This is a genomic window from Pseudomonas sp. LBUM1645 (assembly GCF_059716185.1).
On record NZ_CP166811.1, the window covers coordinates 6,908,224 to 6,924,245 of the forward strand.

The 16,022-nt window shown below is 59.0% G+C and carries 18 protein-coding genes and 1 pseudogene; 15 read left to right on the forward strand and 4 right to left on the reverse strand.

Translation table 11 applies throughout. The features are described from left to right. Positions 1-215: 215 nt before the first annotated feature. The 5 genes and pseudogenes from ACA079_RS31560 to ACA079_RS31580 form a co-directional block, all read left to right on the forward strand. Positions 216-1,619 (forward strand): annotated as a pseudogene (locus ACA079_RS31560) (phosphomannomutase/phosphoglucomutase); the annotation flags it as partial. A gap of 25 nt (positions 1,620-1,644) precedes the next feature. Continuing rightward, positions 1,645-2,550, forward strand: a complete 906-nt coding sequence (gene argB, locus ACA079_RS31565) for an acetylglutamate kinase (protein WP_010465204.1) — start codon at positions 1,645-1,647, stop codon at positions 2,548-2,550. 190 nt (positions 2,551-2,740) lie between these two features. Beyond that, positions 2,741-2,950: a hypothetical protein gene (locus tag ACA079_RS31570; RefSeq protein ID WP_134420911.1), complete on the forward strand. Its 210-nt coding sequence runs from the start codon at positions 2,741-2,743 to the stop codon at positions 2,948-2,950. Between the two features lie 17 nt (positions 2,951-2,967). Then, the gene (locus ACA079_RS31575; RefSeq protein WP_438658595.1) at positions 2,968-3,540 is read left to right on the forward strand and encodes a hypothetical protein; all 573 of its coding nucleotides are present in this window, start codon (positions 2,968-2,970) and stop codon (positions 3,538-3,540) included. Continuing rightward, positions 3,527-3,910, forward strand: coding sequence for a hypothetical protein (locus ACA079_RS31580; protein ID WP_497702059.1), 384 nt, complete (start codon positions 3,527-3,529; stop codon positions 3,908-3,910). The genes ACA079_RS31575 and ACA079_RS31580 overlap by 14 nt, the downstream gene beginning before the upstream one ends. Positions 3,911-4,070: 160 nt before the next feature. On the opposite strand, the gene pyrE is transcribed toward ACA079_RS31580, so the two are convergent. Beyond that, the gene (pyrE, locus tag ACA079_RS31585) at positions 4,071-4,715 is read right to left on the reverse strand and encodes an orotate phosphoribosyltransferase (protein WP_007894680.1); all 645 of its coding nucleotides are present in this window, start codon (positions 4,713-4,715) and stop codon (positions 4,071-4,073) included. Positions 4,716-4,797: 82 nt separating this feature from the next. On the opposite strand from pyrE, the gene crc reads away from it, so the two are divergent. Next, positions 4,798-5,577 carry a catabolite repression control protein Crc gene (crc, locus tag ACA079_RS31590; RefSeq protein ID WP_007934608.1) on the forward strand — a complete coding sequence of 260 codons (780 nt, stop codon included), beginning with the start codon at positions 4,798-4,800 and terminating at the stop codon, positions 5,575-5,577. 177 nt (positions 5,578-5,754) lie between these two features. Here crc and ACA079_RS31595 read toward each other — a convergent pair whose 3' ends face one another. Both ACA079_RS31595 and rph read right to left on the reverse strand, forming a co-directional pair. Then, the gene (locus tag ACA079_RS31595; RefSeq protein WP_429511573.1) at positions 5,755-6,123 is read right to left on the reverse strand and encodes a DUF4870 domain-containing protein; all 369 of its coding nucleotides are present in this window, start codon (positions 6,121-6,123) and stop codon (positions 5,755-5,757) included. 28 nt (positions 6,124-6,151) lie between these two features. Further along, positions 6,152-6,874: a ribonuclease PH gene (gene rph, locus ACA079_RS31600; protein WP_010465211.1), complete on the reverse strand. Its 723-nt coding sequence runs from the start codon at positions 6,872-6,874 to the stop codon at positions 6,152-6,154. 269 nt (positions 6,875-7,143) lie between these two features. Here rph and ACA079_RS31605 point away from each other — a divergent pair, with 269 nt between their 5' ends. The 6 genes from ACA079_RS31605 (at position 7,144) to ACA079_RS31630 (ending at position 12,437) form a co-directional block, all read left to right on the forward strand. Beyond that, positions 7,144-8,007, forward strand: a complete 864-nt coding sequence (locus ACA079_RS31605) for a YicC/YloC family endoribonuclease (RefSeq protein ID WP_008150145.1) — start codon at positions 7,144-7,146, stop codon at positions 8,005-8,007. Positions 8,008-8,019: 12 nt separating this feature from the next. After that, positions 8,020-8,640, forward strand: a complete 621-nt coding sequence (gene gmk, locus ACA079_RS31610; protein ID WP_497702060.1) for a guanylate kinase — start codon at positions 8,020-8,022, stop codon at positions 8,638-8,640. 167 nt (positions 8,641-8,807) lie between these two features. Further along, entirely contained in the window at positions 8,808-9,071 is a 264-nt protein-coding gene (gene rpoZ, locus ACA079_RS31615; protein ID WP_007894670.1) for a DNA-directed RNA polymerase subunit omega, read from the forward strand. Between the two features lie 56 nt (positions 9,072-9,127). After that, on the forward strand, positions 9,128-11,233 hold the full coding sequence (spoT, locus tag ACA079_RS31620; protein WP_033059343.1) for a bifunctional GTP diphosphokinase/guanosine-3',5'-bis pyrophosphate 3'-pyrophosphohydrolase: 2,106 nt from the start codon (positions 9,128-9,130) through the stop codon (positions 11,231-11,233). Positions 11,234-11,257: 24 nt separating this feature from the next. Further along, entirely contained in the window at positions 11,258-11,638 is a 381-nt protein-coding gene (locus ACA079_RS31625; protein ID WP_003229509.1) for a RidA family protein, read from the forward strand. Positions 11,639-11,696: 58 nt separating this feature from the next. Continuing rightward, positions 11,697-12,437, forward strand: coding sequence for a hypothetical protein (locus ACA079_RS31630; protein ID WP_497702061.1), 741 nt, complete (start codon positions 11,697-11,699; stop codon positions 12,435-12,437). 139 nt (positions 12,438-12,576) lie between these two features. Here ACA079_RS31630 and ACA079_RS31635 read toward each other — a convergent pair whose 3' ends face one another. After that, entirely contained in the window at positions 12,577-13,434 is an 858-nt protein-coding gene (locus ACA079_RS31635; RefSeq protein ID WP_497702062.1) for an SDR family oxidoreductase, read from the reverse strand. A 190-nt stretch (positions 13,435-13,624) separates the two neighbouring features. Here ACA079_RS31635 and exbB point away from each other — a divergent pair, with 190 nt between their 5' ends. The 3 genes from exbB to ACA079_RS31650 are packed head-to-tail and all read left to right on the forward strand — an operon-like array spanning position 13,625 to position 15,780. Next, complete coding sequence (exbB, locus tag ACA079_RS31640) at positions 13,625-14,599, forward strand: tonB-system energizer ExbB (protein WP_497702063.1); 975 nt, start codon at positions 13,625-13,627, stop codon at positions 14,597-14,599. A gap of 6 nt (positions 14,600-14,605) precedes the next feature. Then, a complete protein-coding gene (gene exbD, locus ACA079_RS31645) occupies positions 14,606-15,034 on the forward strand; it encodes a TonB system transport protein ExbD (RefSeq protein ID WP_129439980.1) in 429 nt (142 codons plus the stop codon). Further along, positions 15,031-15,780 (forward strand): TonB family protein, encoded by a 750-nt coding sequence (locus ACA079_RS31650; RefSeq protein ID WP_095126904.1) that lies wholly within the window; start codon positions 15,031-15,033, stop codon positions 15,778-15,780. The genes exbD and ACA079_RS31650 overlap by 4 nt, the downstream gene beginning before the upstream one ends. Positions 15,781-16,022: the final 242 nt, after the last annotated feature.

Genomic DNA, 16,022 nt, shown 5'->3' on the forward strand with positions numbered 1-16,022 from the left:
GGGAGCAAGCTTCCTCACCACAAATTGCACAGACGTCATCTGGAAGGTTTATCACTGAAAATCAAGGCATTGGCCGTTCCATAACACGCTGATGCCGGGGTCATGGCCTTTACACACCACGAACTCTCAGTGGAAAACGCCGTCATACCCTTCAGTTTGAACCTGTCGACGAGTTCTTCGCAGCAGGTCCAGCCACCCTTCGAGATGGAGCATTTCCAGTAATGAGCACCCCAGCCCAAGTCGCACCCAAGTTCCCCGACAGCATCTTCCGCGCCTACGATATTCGCGGCACCGTCCCGGAATTCTTGAACGCTGAAACCGCTTATTGGCTCGGTCGCGCCATCGGCTCCCAGAGCCTGGCCCAGGATGAACCGAACGTGTCCGTCGGTCGTGACGGTCGCCTGTCCGGTCCGGAACTGGTCGAACAACTGATCAAAGGCCTCGCCGACAGCGGTTGCCACGTCAGCGACGTCGGCCTGGTGCCAACGCCAGCGCTGTACTACGCCGCCAACGTGCTGGCCGGCAAGTCCGGCGTGATGCTCACCGGCAGCCACAACCCGTCGAACTACAACGGCTTCAAGATCGTCATCGCTGGCGACACCCTGGCCAACGAACAGATCCAGGCCCTGCACGAACGCCTCAAGACCAACAACCTGAGCAGCGGCAAGGGCAGCATCACCCAGGTCGAAATCCTCGACCGCTACAACACCGAAATCGTCCAGGACATCAAACTGGCTCGTCGCCTAAAAGTCGTGGTCGACTGCGGCAACGGCGCGGCCGGCGTGATCGCCCCACAACTGATCGAAGCCTTGAACTGCGAAGTTATCCCGCTGTTCTGCGACGTCGACGGCAACTTCCCGAACCACCATCCGGATCCGGGCAAGCCTGAAAACCTCGTGGACCTGATCGCCAAGGTCAAGGAAACCAACGCTGACCTGGGCCTGGCTTTCGACGGCGACGGCGACCGCGTCGGCGTGGTGACCAACACCGGCAGCATCGTTTACCCGGACCGCCTGCTGATGCTGTTCGCCCGTGACGTACTGGCGCGCAACGCTGACGCGGAGATCATCTTCGACGTCAAATGCACCCGTCGCCTGACGCCATTGATCAAGGAGTACGGCGGCCGTCCGCTAATGTGGAAGACCGGTCACTCGTTGATCAAAAAGAAAATGAAACAAACCGGCGCCCTGTTGGCCGGCGAAATGAGTGGGCACATCTTCTTCAAGGAACGCTGGTTCGGCTTCGACGACGGCATTTACAGCGCCGCTCGTCTGCTGGAGATCCTCAGCAAAGAAAAATCCACCGCGGAAGAGCTGTTTGCGACCTTCCCGAACGATATTTCTACGCCGGAAATCAATATCCATGTGACCGAAGAGAGCAAATTCAGCATCATTGATGCACTGCACGACGCGAAGTGGGGCGAAGGCGCCAACCTGACCACCATCGACGGCGTGCGAGTCGACTACGCCAAAGGCTGGGGCCTGGTTCGCGCGTCCAACACCACACCGGTGCTGGTGTTGCGCTTCGAGGCCGATGACGAGGCGGAATTGCAGCGCATCAAGGACGTATTCAAAGTCCAGTTGAAGCGTGTTGCACCTGATCTCCAATTACCGTTTTGATCTTCTGAAGTACCCGGAGCCCTGAATGACCCTCGAACGCGAAGCCGCCGCCAACACCGCCAAGGTCCTGTCCGAAGCGCTGCCTTACATTCGCCGCTATGTCGGCAAGACGCTGGTGATCAAATACGGCGGCAACGCGATGGAAAGCGAGGAGCTGAAAACCGGCTTCGCCCGCGACATCGTGCTGATGAAAGCCGTCGGCATTAACCCGGTGGTGGTTCACGGCGGCGGCCCGCAAATCGGCGACCTGCTCAAGCGTCTGTCGATCGAGAGCCACTTCATCGATGGCATGCGCGTGACTGACGCGCAGACCATGGACGTGGTGGAAATGGTCCTCGGCGGCCAGGTGAACAAGGACATCGTCAACCTGATCAACCGTCATGGCGGTAGCGCCATCGGCCTGACTGGTAAAGACGCCGAGCTGATTCGTGCGAAGAAACTCACCGTGACCCGCCAGACGCCAGAGATGACCCAACCGGAAATCATCGACATCGGCCAAGTGGGCGAAGTGGTCGGCATCAACACCGACCTGCTGAACCTGCTGGTAAAAGGTGACTTCATCCCGGTGATCGCGCCAATCGGTGTCGGCGCCAACGGCGAGTCGTACAACATCAACGCTGACCTGGTGGCCGGCAAAGTCGCCGAAGCGCTGAAAGCTGAAAAGCTGATGCTGCTGACCAACATCGCCGGCCTGATGGACAAGTCGGGCACGGTCCTCACTGGCCTGACCACCCAACAGGTCGATGAGCTGATCGCCGACGGCACCATCTACGGCGGCATGCTGCCGAAGATCCGTTGCGCGCTGGAAGCCGTGCAAGGTGGCGTGGGCAGCTCGTTGATCATCGATGGCCGGGTGCCGAATGCGATTCTTCTGGAAATCTTCACCGACACCGGTGTGGGTACCTTGATCAGCAATCGCAAGCGTCACTGATTCAAGAACGTCAAAAGATCGCACCCTTCAGCAGCACCTATGGATGTACGAATATTCCGTAGGAGCTGACGAAGTCTGCGATCTTTTTTATGCGCGCAGGAAATGCCTGACCTGATTAAGCGAAACGTCCGACATCCCGCCAGCACTAGTCCGCATAGGATCTTCCCTGTATCCACAGGAGAACGACCCCATGCAAAAAGTTTACGCACCTAACGGCAGCGACGTTTCCGCAGGCACCTACGAATGCGCCGACTGCGGCTACGAATATTCCAACCAATCGAAAAAATCCTTGCCGCCCTGCCCGCAACGCCTGGATTCATTGCACGTACAAAACGGCTGGAAAATTCTCAGCGGCCAAGGAGACGCAACGGACGATCCTTATCCGAAATCCGGCAAGTGATCACGGGAGACTCAGCCATGCAGATCTCGTTCACGATCGACGCCCAGGCTTTCGAGCAGGAGCAGAAGGAGCCGGTCAAAAAGACCCTGAAGATTTCCGACAGCGAAATCGCTCATGCCTTACAGCGTATCGCCAAGGCGAGCCTGACCGAATACTTGAAAATGCTGGTTGAAGGCGGCATGCCGAGTCGGGCCGATGAAGCGAAACAGGACCGCTTGCTGTATCTGATTCAAAGCTACTTCGGGCAGACATTGCCGACCGAATCTCAGATATCGACGATTTTTCAGCTGACCCAGAGCCAAAGCAAAACCCTGCTGAAAAACACCGTTTCGCGCTTTCGCAATCAGCTGGACGATATTCTGCAGCACAGCATGCGAGCCGTGATCGAGTCTGCGGAACATGCGCAGACGGTGTACCTGGTGGTGATCAGTTCGGACGTCATTCGTGATGAGCTGAACATGCTGATCACACAGAACGAACCGACCTTCAAACCCATCACAAAACGTAAAGGCAGCGCGGGGCAGTTCGAGATTAGCGAAGACTCTCACGACTTGCTGTGCAGGACGCTGGGGCTGAATGCCGTTCAGTGACATCGTCGCGGTCAGCGGTTTGCTGCTGACCCTGACCACTTTCATGTTCAACCTGGCTTGGCCCAGGCTGCATGAAGCACTGGAGCTGGATGAAAGCCAATCTGGCCCGCTCGCGAGAAAACGTAGTCGAAAAAAGGTAACGAACGTTTTGTTCGCCTGCGCCCTCCCTCTGACCAGCGCCTTCATGGCGCTGTTTTACGTCAACTTGCCTGCCGCTGTGAAAATCATGGGTAGCAGCACGCTGGATCTTTGGGACTTTGACGTGGATCGCACGCTTTATGTGATGGTTGTGTTTGCACTGATGGTGTTTGCGCTGTTCAACGTCGGGGTGGCGCTAAAGCTGATAGGAAAATGGCGAAGGCTTCGCTGACGGCAAAAAAAAGACCCCGCTCAGGTCGACTGAGCGGGGTCTTTTGGGCCTACACAACCCTGTGGGAGCGAGCTTGCTCGCGATAGCGGTCTTTCAGTCACATCAATGTTGAATGTGATGGCCTCATCGCGAGCAAGCTCGCTCTCACAGGTGATTGTGGTCAGACGCCGAACTGGGCGCGGTAGGCTTCGACTGCCGGCAAATGCTGCTTGAGCTGCGGATCGTCCGCCAGGAATTCGAGCACCTGGTTCAGCGAAACAATGCTGATCACCGGGATGCCGAAGTCACGCTCTACTTCCTGGATGGCCGACAACTCGCCGTTGCCACGCTCCTGACGGTTCAGGGCGATGAGCACGCCCGCCGCCTTGGCGCCGTCCTGGGAAGCGATGATCTGCATCACCTCGCGGATGGCAGTGCCAGCGGTGATCACGTCGTCGATGATCAGCACGTCGCCGGTCAACGGTGCGCCGACCAGACTGCCGCCTTCGCCGTGAGCCTTGGCTTCCTTGCGGTTGAAGCACCACGGCAAATCACGGCCATGATGTTCAGCCAGGGCCACTGCGGTGGTCGCCGCCAAAGGGATGCCCTTGTAGGCTGGACCGAACAAAACGTCGAACGAAATACCGCTCTCGACGATGGCCGCCGCATAGAAACGACCCAGCTGCGCAAGGGCCGAACCCGAGTTGAACAGGCCGGCATTGAAGAAGTAAGGACTGGTGCGTCCGGACTTCAGGGTGAACTCGCCGAAGCGCAAAACGCCGCGATCGATGGCAAAACGAATGAAATCGCGCTGATACGCTTGCATGAAAAAAACCCCAAATACCACGGATTTAGCTAATTAGGTTGACGCCGTGTATCATACACGCACGCGATTTTTGGGGCCATTTATGCGGATCATCAGTGTGAACGTCAATGGTATTCAGGCTGCAGTGGAGCGAGGGTTGCTCAGTTGGCTGCAAGCACAGAATGCCGACGTCATCTGCCTGCAGGACACCCGCGCCTCCGCCTTTGAACTGGACGATCCAGCCTTCCAACTGGATGGCTACTTCCTTTATGCCTGCGAAGCCGAAGTACCCGCCCAAGGTGGCGTGGCTTTGTATTCGCGGCTGCAACCGAAGGCAGTCATCAGCGGTCTCGGGTTCGAGACGGCCGACCGCTACGGGCGCTACCTGCAAGCCGATTTCGATAAGGTCAGCATCGCGACCTTGCTGCTCCCTTCGGGGCAGAATGGCGATGAAGACTTGAACCAGAAGTTCAAGCTAATGGACGATTTCGCCCGTTATCTGGATAAACAGCGACGCAAACGTCGCGAGTACATTTACTGTGGCTCGCTGTACGTGGCGCAACAGAAGCTGGATATCAAGAACTGGCGTGACAGCCAGCAATCCCCGGGCTTCCTGGCACCTGAACGTGCCTGGATGGACGAGATTGTCGGCAACATGGGCTATGTCGATGCCCTGCGTGAAGTCAGCCGTGAAGGTGACCAGTACAGCTGGTGGCCGGATAACGAACAGGCTGAAATGCTCAACCTCGGTTGGCGTTTCGACTATCAGTTGCTGACTCCGGGCCTGCGTCGCTTCGTACGTAGCGCACGCTTGCCACGTCAGCCACGGTTCTCGCAACATGCACCGCTGATCGTGGACTACGACTGGACGCTGACCATCTAAGCGTCTTTTCGTACACACAAAAAAGCCGACATCGCTGTCGGCTTTTTTGTGCGCGCTGATTTCTGGCTTTTTGTGGGAGCGAGCTTGCTCGCGATGACGGTAGAACAGGCTCTGATGCAGCGACTGTCAGACCGCTATCGCGAGCAAGCTCGCTCCCACAGGGATTCTCATTGATCGTTATTTGATCAACCGCCAAGTGAACGGATACCGGTAAGGCACCCCTTCATTGGCCTTCACGCCGGCGATGATCGTCAGCACCAGCGCACCGATCGCCAACAGACCGAACAGGAAGAACCCGACGATCACCACCATCAGCAGCAAGCAGATGGCGGAGGCAATGGCGACGGTGATCTGGAAGTTCAGCGCCTCCTTGCCTTGAGCATCAACAAACGGGTCCATCTCACGCTTCATCTGCCAGAGAATCAGCGGGCCGATCAGCGTACCGAACGGAACCCAGATCCCCAGCAAGGCGGACAGGTGACAAAACATTGCCCACTGCCGAACCTCTTTGCTCGGGGTGGGAAGCAGCTGTTGCTCGTCACTCATGGCGTCCTCCTTGCGTGGAGCAGTCCGATCAGTCGGCCAGTGCAGCCTTTTGCAGCTCGAAGATTTCGGTCATGCCTTTCTTCGCCAACTCAAGCATAGCGTTCAGTTCTTCCGGCTGGAACGGAGCGCCTTCGGCAGTGCCCTGGACTTCGATGAAGCCGCCAGTGCTGGTCATCACCACGTTCAGGTCAGTCTCGGCAGCCGAGTCTTCCAGGTAGTCGAGGTCGAGTACCGGCTCACCCTGATACATGCCCACCGATACGGCAGCGATCATTTGCTTCAGCGGGTCGCCGCCTTTCAGGCCGCCGCGCTTCTTGATCACTTTCAAGGCATCGACCAGTGCAACCATGGCGCCGGTGATGGACGCGGTGCGGGTGCCGCCGTCAGCCTGGATCACGTCGCAGTCGACGTACAGGGTGACGTCGCCCAGCTTGGACATGTCCAGCGAAGCGCGCAGGGAACGGCCGATCAGACGCTGGATTTCCAGGGTGCGGCCGCCTTGTTTGCCGCGGCTCGCTTCACGCTGGTTACGCTCGCCAGTGGCGCGCGGCAGCATGCCGTATTCAGCGGTCAACCAGCCTTGGCCCTGACCTTTGAGGAAACGCGGCACGCCGTTCTCGACGCTGACGGTGCAGATGACTTTGGTATCACCGAACTCGACCAGTACAGATCCCTCGGCGTGTTTGGTGTAGTTGCGGGTAATGCGGATCGAGCGGAGCTGATCGGCAGCGCGACCACTTGGACGTTTCATAGGGAATACCTGTACGGGGGACGGAAAACTGCGGAGCATTATAGAGCCGCAGGGCCACGAGTGGGCACTTCTAAAAAATCCCCCGACGACTGAAGGCCCTGAATAGCGCTTTGCCGACGACCTGCAGCCCTTTGTCACACCGTGTGTTTGGGCGCATTCGCCCCACTGCGCTACAATCCTGCGCCTTTGCTGCCTCTGGGCTTAAATTCATATAGATCGGGTCTGCGAAACCTTTGGTAACGCATGGACCTGCATTGCGAGGTACCTCCATGGTGCACAGCATGACCGCCTTTGCCCGCGTCGAAAAAGCCGGCGCCCAAGGCACCCTGAGCTGGGAACTGCGCTCGGTCAACAGCCGCTACCTGGAGCCGCACCTGCGTCTGCCGGAGTCCTTTCGCGACCTCGAAGGCGCGGTCCGCGAAGCGCTGCGTCAGGGAATCTCCCGGGGCAAGCTCGAATGCACCCTGCGCTTCACCGAAGAAAACACCGACAAACCACTGCAAGTGGACCGCGAGCGCGCCGCGCAATTGGTCGCTGCCGCCGAGACCATCGCCGGCCTGATCAAAAATCCGGCCGCGCTGAACCCACTGGAAGTCCTGGCCTGGCCCGGTGTGCTGGTGGGCGATGCCACCGACCCGCAAGCCTTGAATGCCGAAGCGCTGGCGCTGTTCAACGAAGGCCTGAAAGAACTCAAGGCCGGCCGCGAGCGCGAAGGCGCGGAGCTGGCGCGGTTGATCAACGATCGCCTGACCTCCATTGAAGAAGACGTGGTGACCCTGCGTGAACTGGTCCCGCAGATGCTCGCCACCCAGCGCCAGAAAGTCCTCGACCGCTTTGCCGACATGAAGGCCGAGATGGACCCGCAGCGGCTGGAGCAGGAAATGGTCATGCTCGCGCAAAAGAGCGACGTCGCCGAAGAACTGGATCGCCTGAGCACTCACATCATTGAAGTTCGCCGGGTGCTCAAATCCGGCGGCGCTGCCGGTCGGCGCCTGGACTTCCTGATGCAGGAGCTCAACCGCGAAGCCAACACACTGGGCTCCAAAGCCTTCGACCCGCGCAGCACCCAGGCGGCGGTCAACCTCAAAGTGTTGATCGAGCAGATGCGCGAACAAGTGCAGAATATTGAGTAAGGCAACCCTGACATGACCCACAGCACCGGCACCCTGTACATCATTTCCGCACCTTCGGGCGCGGGCAAGAGCAGCCTGGTCAAGGCCCTGACCGACGCTGATCAGGAGATCCGCGTCTCCGTCTCCCACACCACCCGCGCCATGCGCCCCGGTGAAGTGAACGGCGTGAACTATCACTTCGTCGAACGCAGCGAGTTCGTGAAGATGATCGAGCATGGGGATTTCCTCGAGCGTGCCGAAGTGTTCGGCAATCTCTATGGCACTTCGCAAAGCCACCTGCAGCAGACCCTGGACGAAGGCCACGACCTGATTCTGGAAATCGACTGGCAAGGCGCCGAGCAAGTACGCAAGTTGATGCCACAGGCCCGTTCGATCTTCATTCTGCCGCCGTCCCTGGAGGCCTTGCACCAGCGCCTGACCAACCGTGGCCAGGACAGCGACGAGATCATCGAAGGCCGGATGCGCGAAGCCGTCAGCGAGATGAGTCACTACGTCGACTACGATTACCTGATCATCAACGACGATTTCGCCCACGCACTGCGCGATTTGCAGGCGATTTTCCGTGCCAATCAGCTGCATCAGAAGCGCCAGCAGCAGCGTAACGGAAAACTTTTGGCCGAATTGCTCGGCTAAACAGCTCTTCCCAAAACCGTTGCAAGGGCTTTACATTGGCACTTGCAGCGCGTTGAAGGGCTTGGTCAAAAAATCAGCGCTTCCCTAATCGCTGGTGATTTTTTAAACTGTTCAGTCCGCTCGCCCAACCGGGCAGCGCGCATATTGCATTCGCTCCGAGGAATACCATGGCCCGCGTAACCGTTGAAGATTGCCTAAACCACGTGGAAAACCGCTTTGAGCTGGTCATGCTGTCTACCAAGCGTGCCCGTCAACTGGCCACCGGCGGCAAAGAGCCACTGGTTCAGTGGGAAAACGACAAGCCTACCGTTGTAGCCTTGCGTGAAATCGCTGAAGGCCTGATGAGCTACGAGTTCATCGCCAACGCTGAAATCGTCGAAGACGAACCGCTGTTCGCAGCGTTCGAGGACGAGTCCAACGAGGCAGTCTAAGCCATGCCTGGTCGACGTAGCACGGCGCGGGGTCACAGCGAACGGCAGGTTTCATCATGCCGAGCATAGACGCCCTCGCCGATCGCTTATCGACCTACCTCGGCAAGGACCAGGTCAATCTGGTCCGCCGAGCGTACTTCTACGCCGAACAAGCCCACGACGGCCAACGCCGCCGTAGCGGTGAGGCGTACGTCACGCACCCACTCGCGGTTGCGAATATTCTTGCCGACATGCACATGGACCATCAGAGCCTGATGGCTGCGATGCTGCATGACGTGATCGAAGACACCGGTATTGCCAAGGAAGCGCTGCAAGCGCAGTTCGGCGAAACCGTGGCCGAACTGGTCGACGGGGTCAGCAAACTGACCCAGATGAACTTCGAGACCAAAGCCGAAGCCCAGGCTGAAAACTTCCAGAAAATGGCCATGGCCATGGCCCGCGACATTCGCGTGATCCTGGTCAAACTGGCTGACCGCCTGCACAACATGCGCACGCTGGAAGTCCTGTCCGGCGAAAAGCGCCGACGGATCGCCAAGGAAACCCTGGAAATCTATGCGCCCATCGCCAACCGCCTGGGCATGCACGCCATCCGCATAGAATTCGAAGACCTCGGCTTCAAGGCAATGCACCCGATGCGTTCCGCACGGATCAACCAGGCGGTCAAACGCGCCCGGGGCAACCGCAAGGAAATCGTCAACAAGATCGAAGAATCACTCAGCCACTGCCTGGCCATCGACGGCATTCAGGGCGAGGTCAGCGGTCGCCAGAAACACCTCTACGGCATCTACAAGAAAATGCGCGGCAAGCGTCGGGCCTTCAACGAGATCATGGACGTCTATGCGTTCCGGATCATCGTCGACAAGGTCGATACCTGCTACCGCGTGCTGGGTGCTGTGCATAATTTGTACAAACCGCTGCCGGGGCGCTTCAAGGATTACATCGCGATCCCCAAGGCCAACGGCTACCAGTCGCTGCACACCACGCTGTTCGGCATGCACGGTGTACCGATCGAGATTCAGATCCGCACCCGTGAAATGGAAGAGATGGCCAACAACGGCATCGCCGCCCATTGGCTCTATAAATCCAGTGGCGATGAGCAGCCAAAAGGTACTCACGCCCGCGCCCGCCAGTGGGTCAAAGGCGTGCTGGAGATGCAGCAACGGGCCGGCAACTCGCTGGAGTTCATCGAGAGCGTGAAGATCGACCTGTTCCCGGACGAGGTCTACGTGTTCACGCCCAAAGGCCGGATCATGGAGCTGCCAAAAGGCTCCACGGCGGTCGACTTCGCTTACGCGGTGCACACCGACGTGGGCAACAGCTGCATTGCCTGTCGGATCAATCGACGTCTCGCACCGCTGTCCGAACCGCTGCAAAGCGGCTCCACGGTCGAGATCGTCAGCGCACCCGGCGCGCGACCGAATCCGGCGTGGCTCAACTTCGTGGTCACTGGCAAGGCGCGGACTCACATCCGCCATGCGCTGAAACTGCAACGTCGCTCCGAATCCATCAGCCTCGGCGAACGACTGCTGAACAAGGTCCTCAACGGTTTCGACAGCTCGCTGGAAAAAGTCGCAGCCGAGCGCGTCAAAGCGATGCTCACCGAGTACCGCCTGGAACTGATCGAAGACTTGCTTGAAGACATCGGCCTGGGCAATCGCATGGCCTATGTGGTCGCCCGCCGCCTGCTCGGCGAAGGCGAACAGCTGCCAAGTGCGGAAGGCCCACTGGCGATTCGTGGCACTGAAGGCCTGGTACTCAGCTACGCCAAGTGCTGCACACCGATCCCAGGCGACCCGATTGTCGGCCACTTGTCTGCGGGCAAAGGCATGGTCGTGCACCTGGACAACTGCCGCAACATCAGCGAAATCCGCCACAACCCGGAAAAATGCATCCAGCTCTCGTGGGCCAAGGATGTCACCGGCGAATTCAATGTCGAACTGCGCGTCGAGCTGGAACACCAGCGCGGCCTGATCGCTCTGCTGGCCAGCAGCGTCAACGCGGCCGACGGCAATATCGAAAAAATCAGCATGGACGAACGCGATGGTCGCATCAGCGTGGTCCAACTGGTGGTCAGCGTGCACGACCGTGTACACCTGGCCCGCGTGATCAAGAAACTGCGCGCCCTGACCGGGGTGATTCGCATCACTCGCATGCGTGCGTAAGCCACTCATTACAAGGAGTCATTCATGACCAAAACAGTTATCACCAGCGACAAGGCCCCAGCCGCCATCGGCACTTACTCCCAGGCGATCAAGGCCGGCAACACCGTTTACATGTCGGGTCAAATTCCTCTGGACCCAAAAACCATGGAACTGGTTGAAGGCTTCGAAGCCCAGACCGTCCAGGTGTTCGAGAACCTCAAAGCCGTGGCCGAAGCCGCTGGCGGTTCGTTCAAGGACATCGTCAAACTGAACATCTTCCTCACCGACCTGAGCCACTTCGCCAAGGTCAACGAGATCATGGGCAAGTACTTTGACCAGCCTTACCCTGCCCGCGCCGCCATCGGCGTAGCAGCCCTGCCAAAGGGTTCGCAGGTTGAGATGGATGCCATTCTGGTCATCGAGTAATACATCCGGCGCAACCGTTTTCAGGTTGCGCCGACTCCGTTTCTGAAAGGATTCCACCATGCGCCAAGCGCTAGCTCTCTCGCTGGTCGCCCTACTCTTGGGCGGATGTGCCAGCAACCCTGCCGATCGCGACATCAGCGGCACCTGGATCAATCAGGTGGCGATCGATGCTGCAGCCAAAGGCGGCCCCCTGCGCGAAGCGCTCCAGGCCTATGGCCCGAACCTGGAATGGGACGTCAACACCAAGGCCGGTCAGGCCCGCTACACCAACGGTTTTGAAAACGTCGACGGCAAGCTGCTGGGCGAAGAATCCGGCGCCTGGAAAGTCGACTTTTATGGCAGCTCCGCCAGCGAGCTGAAGCGTGACGGCAAGCAACTGAGCCAAGTCGCCAGCGACAATGAGCCGGAGCAAGTCTTCGACCGCGCGCAGGTTACGGTGCCGGACGGCGCACCGATGGGTGCCAGTTTCGAACGCGCACTGTATTCGGCCTACATGGGCGGCAGCTGGAAAGTCGTCAGCGGTCCCGGTGAAGGCAATACCGTGCAATTCCAGGCTGACGGCCAGGTTGCCGGCCTGCCGGGTGCGGACCGCTATGCCTTGTGTCTGGCCGGTGATTGCGCTTCGATGAGCAGCGGTAACGACAACATGTGGCTGCAAGCGAATGGCCAGGGCAATACCTGGATCTTTGCGCGCAAAGGCAAAGAACTGGAGATTCTCCAGGCCGTAAACACCGCTCAGGCGGACGAGATGCCATCGTTCACGCCGGGTGATCGCAAGTGGTTGCTGGAAAAGCAGTAATCCGGCCCTAAAGCCAATGCAAAACAATGTGGGAGCGAGCTTGCTCGCGATGAGGCTGTAACATTCAACATCATCGTTGACTGTTATGCCGCCATCGCGAGCAAGCTCGCTCCCACAGTTGGTTTGCGGTGTTTGAAAGTTAGCAGTGACCTTCAAGAATGGCGGCGTAACCTTCGCGAAAGCTTGGGTACTTCGGTGTCCAGCCCAAGGCTTTCGCCCGAGCATTGCTGCATTGCTTACTGCCAGTGCGACGCACGCTCTCGTCTTCGGCCCATTCGGTCACGCCCAGATACTCACGCAACCAGCCCACCACTTCGGCCAGCGGCGCAGGCGCATCGTCCACACCGATGTAGACGTCATCCAGCGCCATACCGCGTCGATCAGCCTCAAGCAAAAACGCCATCAACCCCGCCGCATCGTCGGCGTGAATGCGGTTGCCGTACAACGGTGGATCGATGGCCACGCGATAACCCCCTCGAACCTGCGTCAGCAGCCGTTCGCGCCCCGGGCCGTAAATACCGGTCAAGCGCACGATGCTCGCCGGGATGCCGCTATCAAGCGCCACTTGCTCCGCCTCTAACATCAATCGACCCGAATAGCCTGTTGCAATGGTCGGCGAAGTCTCATCGACCCACTCGCCATCCTGCTGGCCATACACACTGCTGCTGGAAACAAACAGCAGGCGATTGGGCACCTGCCCGTAGTCGTCCAGCCACTCCAGCACATGCTGCAAGCCCTGCACATAAGCTGCGCGATAACCGGCTTCATCGTGATCGGTGGCGGCCGCGCAATACACCAGGTAATCCACCGCACCGACTGGCCAGGTCGCCGGACAGTCTTCATTGAACAAGTCACCGGCAACGCCAATTACCCCCTTGGGCAGGCGTGAGACGTCACGCCTCAGGCCATGAACCTCCCACCCGGAAGCTAACAATTGCGTGGCCAGACGACTGCCGACATCACCGCAGCCGGCGATCAAAACAGAAGGCGCGGACATCAGAAAACTCCCTCAAGAAAGGTACAGACTAGCGCCCGAAATGGATGAGCGGCTAGTAATGGAGGAAAAAAAGAGACGCTATTACTTTTGTTAACAAGAATTAATTGCAATAATGCCAGCCACTTTTGTTCTCGGCCTTACGAGGCCTGGAAGAGCATCTACCCGTTTTTCTTTCTCAGGTCCGGCCAGCATGACACCCAATCAATTCCCCGCTTCGCCTACCAAACGACCTCGCGCCTGGAGCGCAGTGGCCGCCCTGCTGCTCAGCCTGATGCTGGCGCCGACCGCCGCTTTCGCTGACGCACAAGCGCCAGCCGCTCCGGCAGCCACTGTTGCTCCAGCTCCAGCCGATCACGCCGCACCGGCCGTTACCCCGGCTGCGACCGACCCGGCCCAGGCTGTAGACACCACCGCCGAAGACGCTCCTGAAGTCCTCGAAGCCGACAACTCCTTGGGCATGGCCCACGACCTGTCGCCGTGGGGCATGTACCAGAACGCCGACATCATCGTGAAAATCGTGATGATCGGTCTGGCCATTGCCTCGATCATCACCTGGACCATCTGGATCGCCAAGGGTTTTGAGCTGATGGGCGCCAAGCGTCGTCTGCGCACCGAAATCGTCCACCTGAAAAAAGCCACCACCCTTAAAGAAGCCAGTGTGACAGCCACCAAGCAAGGCACCCTCGCCAATTTGCTGGTGCATGACGCCCTGGAAGAGATGCGTTTGTCGGTCAACAGCCGCGAGAAAGAAGGCATCAAGGAACGTGTCGCCTTCCGTCTCGAGCGTCTGGTTGCAGCCTGCGGTCGCAACATGAGCAGCGGCACCGGCGTGCTCGCCACCATCGGTTCCACTGCGCCGTTCGTAGGTTTGTTCGGCACCGTGTGGGGCATCATGAACAGCTTCATCGGCATCGCCAAAACCCAGACCACCAACCTCGCCGTCGTGGCTCCCGGCATCGCCGAAGCCCTGCTGGCAACCGCATTGGGCCTGGTTGCAGCGATTCCAGCCGTAGTGATCTACAACGTATTCGCCCGCTCCATTGCCGGTTACAAGGCGCAAGTATCCGATGCCTCGGCTGAAGTCCTGCTGCTGGTCAGCCGTGACCTCGATCACCTGCCGACCACCGAGCGCTCCGCGCAACCCCACGTGGTCAAAGTAGGGTAATCAGCCATGGGCTTGCATTTGAAAGAAGGCGCAGACGACGATCTGGCCGAGAATCACGAAATCAACGTCACGCCGTTCATCGACGTGATGCTGGTGCTGTTGATCATCTTCATGGTGGCGGCCCCGCTCGCCACCGTGGACATCAAGGTCGACCTACCGGCTTCCAGCGCCAAACCGGCGCCACGGCCAGAGAAACCGGTGTTCCTCAGCGTCAAGGCTGACCAACGCCTGTTCCTCGGCGAAGACGAAGTGAAGGCCGAAGCACTTGGCGCCACCCTCGACGCCAAGACCAAAGGCAAGAAAGACACGACAATCTTCTTCCAGGCCGATAAAGGCGTGGATTATGGCGACCTGATGAGCGTGATGGACAACCTGCGCTCTGCCGGTTACCTGAAGGTGGGTCTGGTCGGGCTCGAGACGGCAGTCAAGAAATGATCACGACGCGCCAAAAGCTGACGCGTTATAGCGGGAGCCTGGCCGTGGTGCTGGGCGTCCATGCGCTGGCCATTGCGCTGGCGCTGAACTGGACGTCGCGCCCACCGATCGAGCTGCCGCCGCAGGCGATGATGGTCGAGTTGGCGCCGGTTCCGGCCCCGCCACCGCCGGCACCGCCGAAGGTCATAACGCCGCCACAGCCACCCGCCCCGGTGGAAGAACTGCCAATACCGAAGCTGGCTGAAGTGCCGAAGGCCGAGATCGCCGTGCCGAAACCGGTCAAACCCAAGCCAAAGCCTCAACCGCCCAAGCCTGTGGAGAAAAAGCCGGAACCGCCTAAAGAGAAGCCGTCCGAGGAAAAACCGAGCGACGCGCAACCGACTCGGGCGCCAACGGAGAAATCCGCTCAGCCGGCACCGGGTCCATCACCGGCGCAGCAAGCGGCCAAGGCCAGTTGGCAAGGCACCCTGCTCGCTCACTTGGCCAAGTACAAAAAGTACCCGGCCAGTGCGCAGGCGCGGGGCAAGGAAGGCATGAACCGTCTGCGTTTCGTGGTGGATGCTGAAGGTAACGTGTTGTCGTTCGAACTGGTGGGCGGCTCTGGTACTGCCGATCTGGACCGGGCCACCCTGGAAATGATCCGCCGCGCCCAACCGCTGCCAAAGCCACCGGCTGACATGTTGACCAATGGCGCCATCGAAATCGTTGCACCGTTTGTTTACTCGCTGGAAAAACGCCGACGTTAAGCAGAAACGCAAAACCCTTGTGGGAGCGAGCTTGCTCGCGATAGCGGTATAACTGTCAACGATGATGCTGAATGTTATGGCCTCATCGCGAGCAAGCTCGGCTCCCACAGGGTTATGCCGCAGCCATAAAGGCGCCGAAAGGTGCCTTTTGCATATCCGCCAGCGGCAAACCTGCTTTGCCCTGTGTCACTCAACGCACTCAGTCTGATAACGTGCGTCTATCGATTGCAGCCGGTATGCTT

Coding starts and splice junctions, on each gene's coding strand:
- argB (WP_010465204.1), top strand. CDS start 1,645: ATGACCCTCGAACGCGAAGCCGCCGCCAACACCGCCAAGGTCCTGTCC.
- ACA079_RS31570 (WP_134420911.1), top strand. CDS start 2,741: ATGCAAAAAGTTTACGCACCTAACGGCAGCGACGTTTCCGCAGGCACC.
- ACA079_RS31575 (WP_438658595.1), top strand. CDS start 2,968: ATGCAGATCTCGTTCACGATCGACGCCCAGGCTTTCGAGCAGGAGCAG.
- ACA079_RS31580 (WP_497702059.1), top strand. CDS start 3,527: ATGCCGTTCAGTGACATCGTCGCGGTCAGCGGTTTGCTGCTGACCCTG.
- pyrE (WP_007894680.1), bottom strand. CDS start 4,715: ATGCAAGCGTATCAGCGCGATTTCATTCGTTTTGCCATCGATCGCGGC.
- crc (WP_007934608.1), top strand. CDS start 4,798: ATGCGGATCATCAGTGTGAACGTCAATGGTATTCAGGCTGCAGTGGAG.
- ACA079_RS31595 (WP_429511573.1), bottom strand. CDS start 6,123: ATGAGTGACGAGCAACAGCTGCTTCCCACCCCGAGCAAAGAGGTTCGG.
- rph (WP_010465211.1), bottom strand. CDS start 6,874: ATGAAACGTCCAAGTGGTCGCGCTGCCGATCAGCTCCGCTCGATCCGC.
- ACA079_RS31605 (WP_008150145.1), top strand. CDS start 7,144: ATGGTGCACAGCATGACCGCCTTTGCCCGCGTCGAAAAAGCCGGCGCC.
- gmk (WP_497702060.1), top strand. CDS start 8,020: ATGACCCACAGCACCGGCACCCTGTACATCATTTCCGCACCTTCGGGC.
- rpoZ (WP_007894670.1), top strand. CDS start 8,808: ATGGCCCGCGTAACCGTTGAAGATTGCCTAAACCACGTGGAAAACCGC.
- spoT (WP_033059343.1), top strand. CDS start 9,128: ATGCCGAGCATAGACGCCCTCGCCGATCGCTTATCGACCTACCTCGGC.
- ACA079_RS31625 (WP_003229509.1), top strand. CDS start 11,258: ATGACCAAAACAGTTATCACCAGCGACAAGGCCCCAGCCGCCATCGGC.
- ACA079_RS31630 (WP_497702061.1), top strand. CDS start 11,697: ATGCGCCAAGCGCTAGCTCTCTCGCTGGTCGCCCTACTCTTGGGCGGA.
- ACA079_RS31635 (WP_497702062.1), bottom strand. CDS start 13,434: ATGTCCGCGCCTTCTGTTTTGATCGCCGGCTGCGGTGATGTCGGCAGT.
- exbB (WP_497702063.1), top strand. CDS start 13,625: ATGACACCCAATCAATTCCCCGCTTCGCCTACCAAACGACCTCGCGCC.
- exbD (WP_129439980.1), top strand. CDS start 14,606: ATGGGCTTGCATTTGAAAGAAGGCGCAGACGACGATCTGGCCGAGAAT.
- ACA079_RS31650 (WP_095126904.1), top strand. CDS start 15,031: ATGATCACGACGCGCCAAAAGCTGACGCGTTATAGCGGGAGCCTGGCC.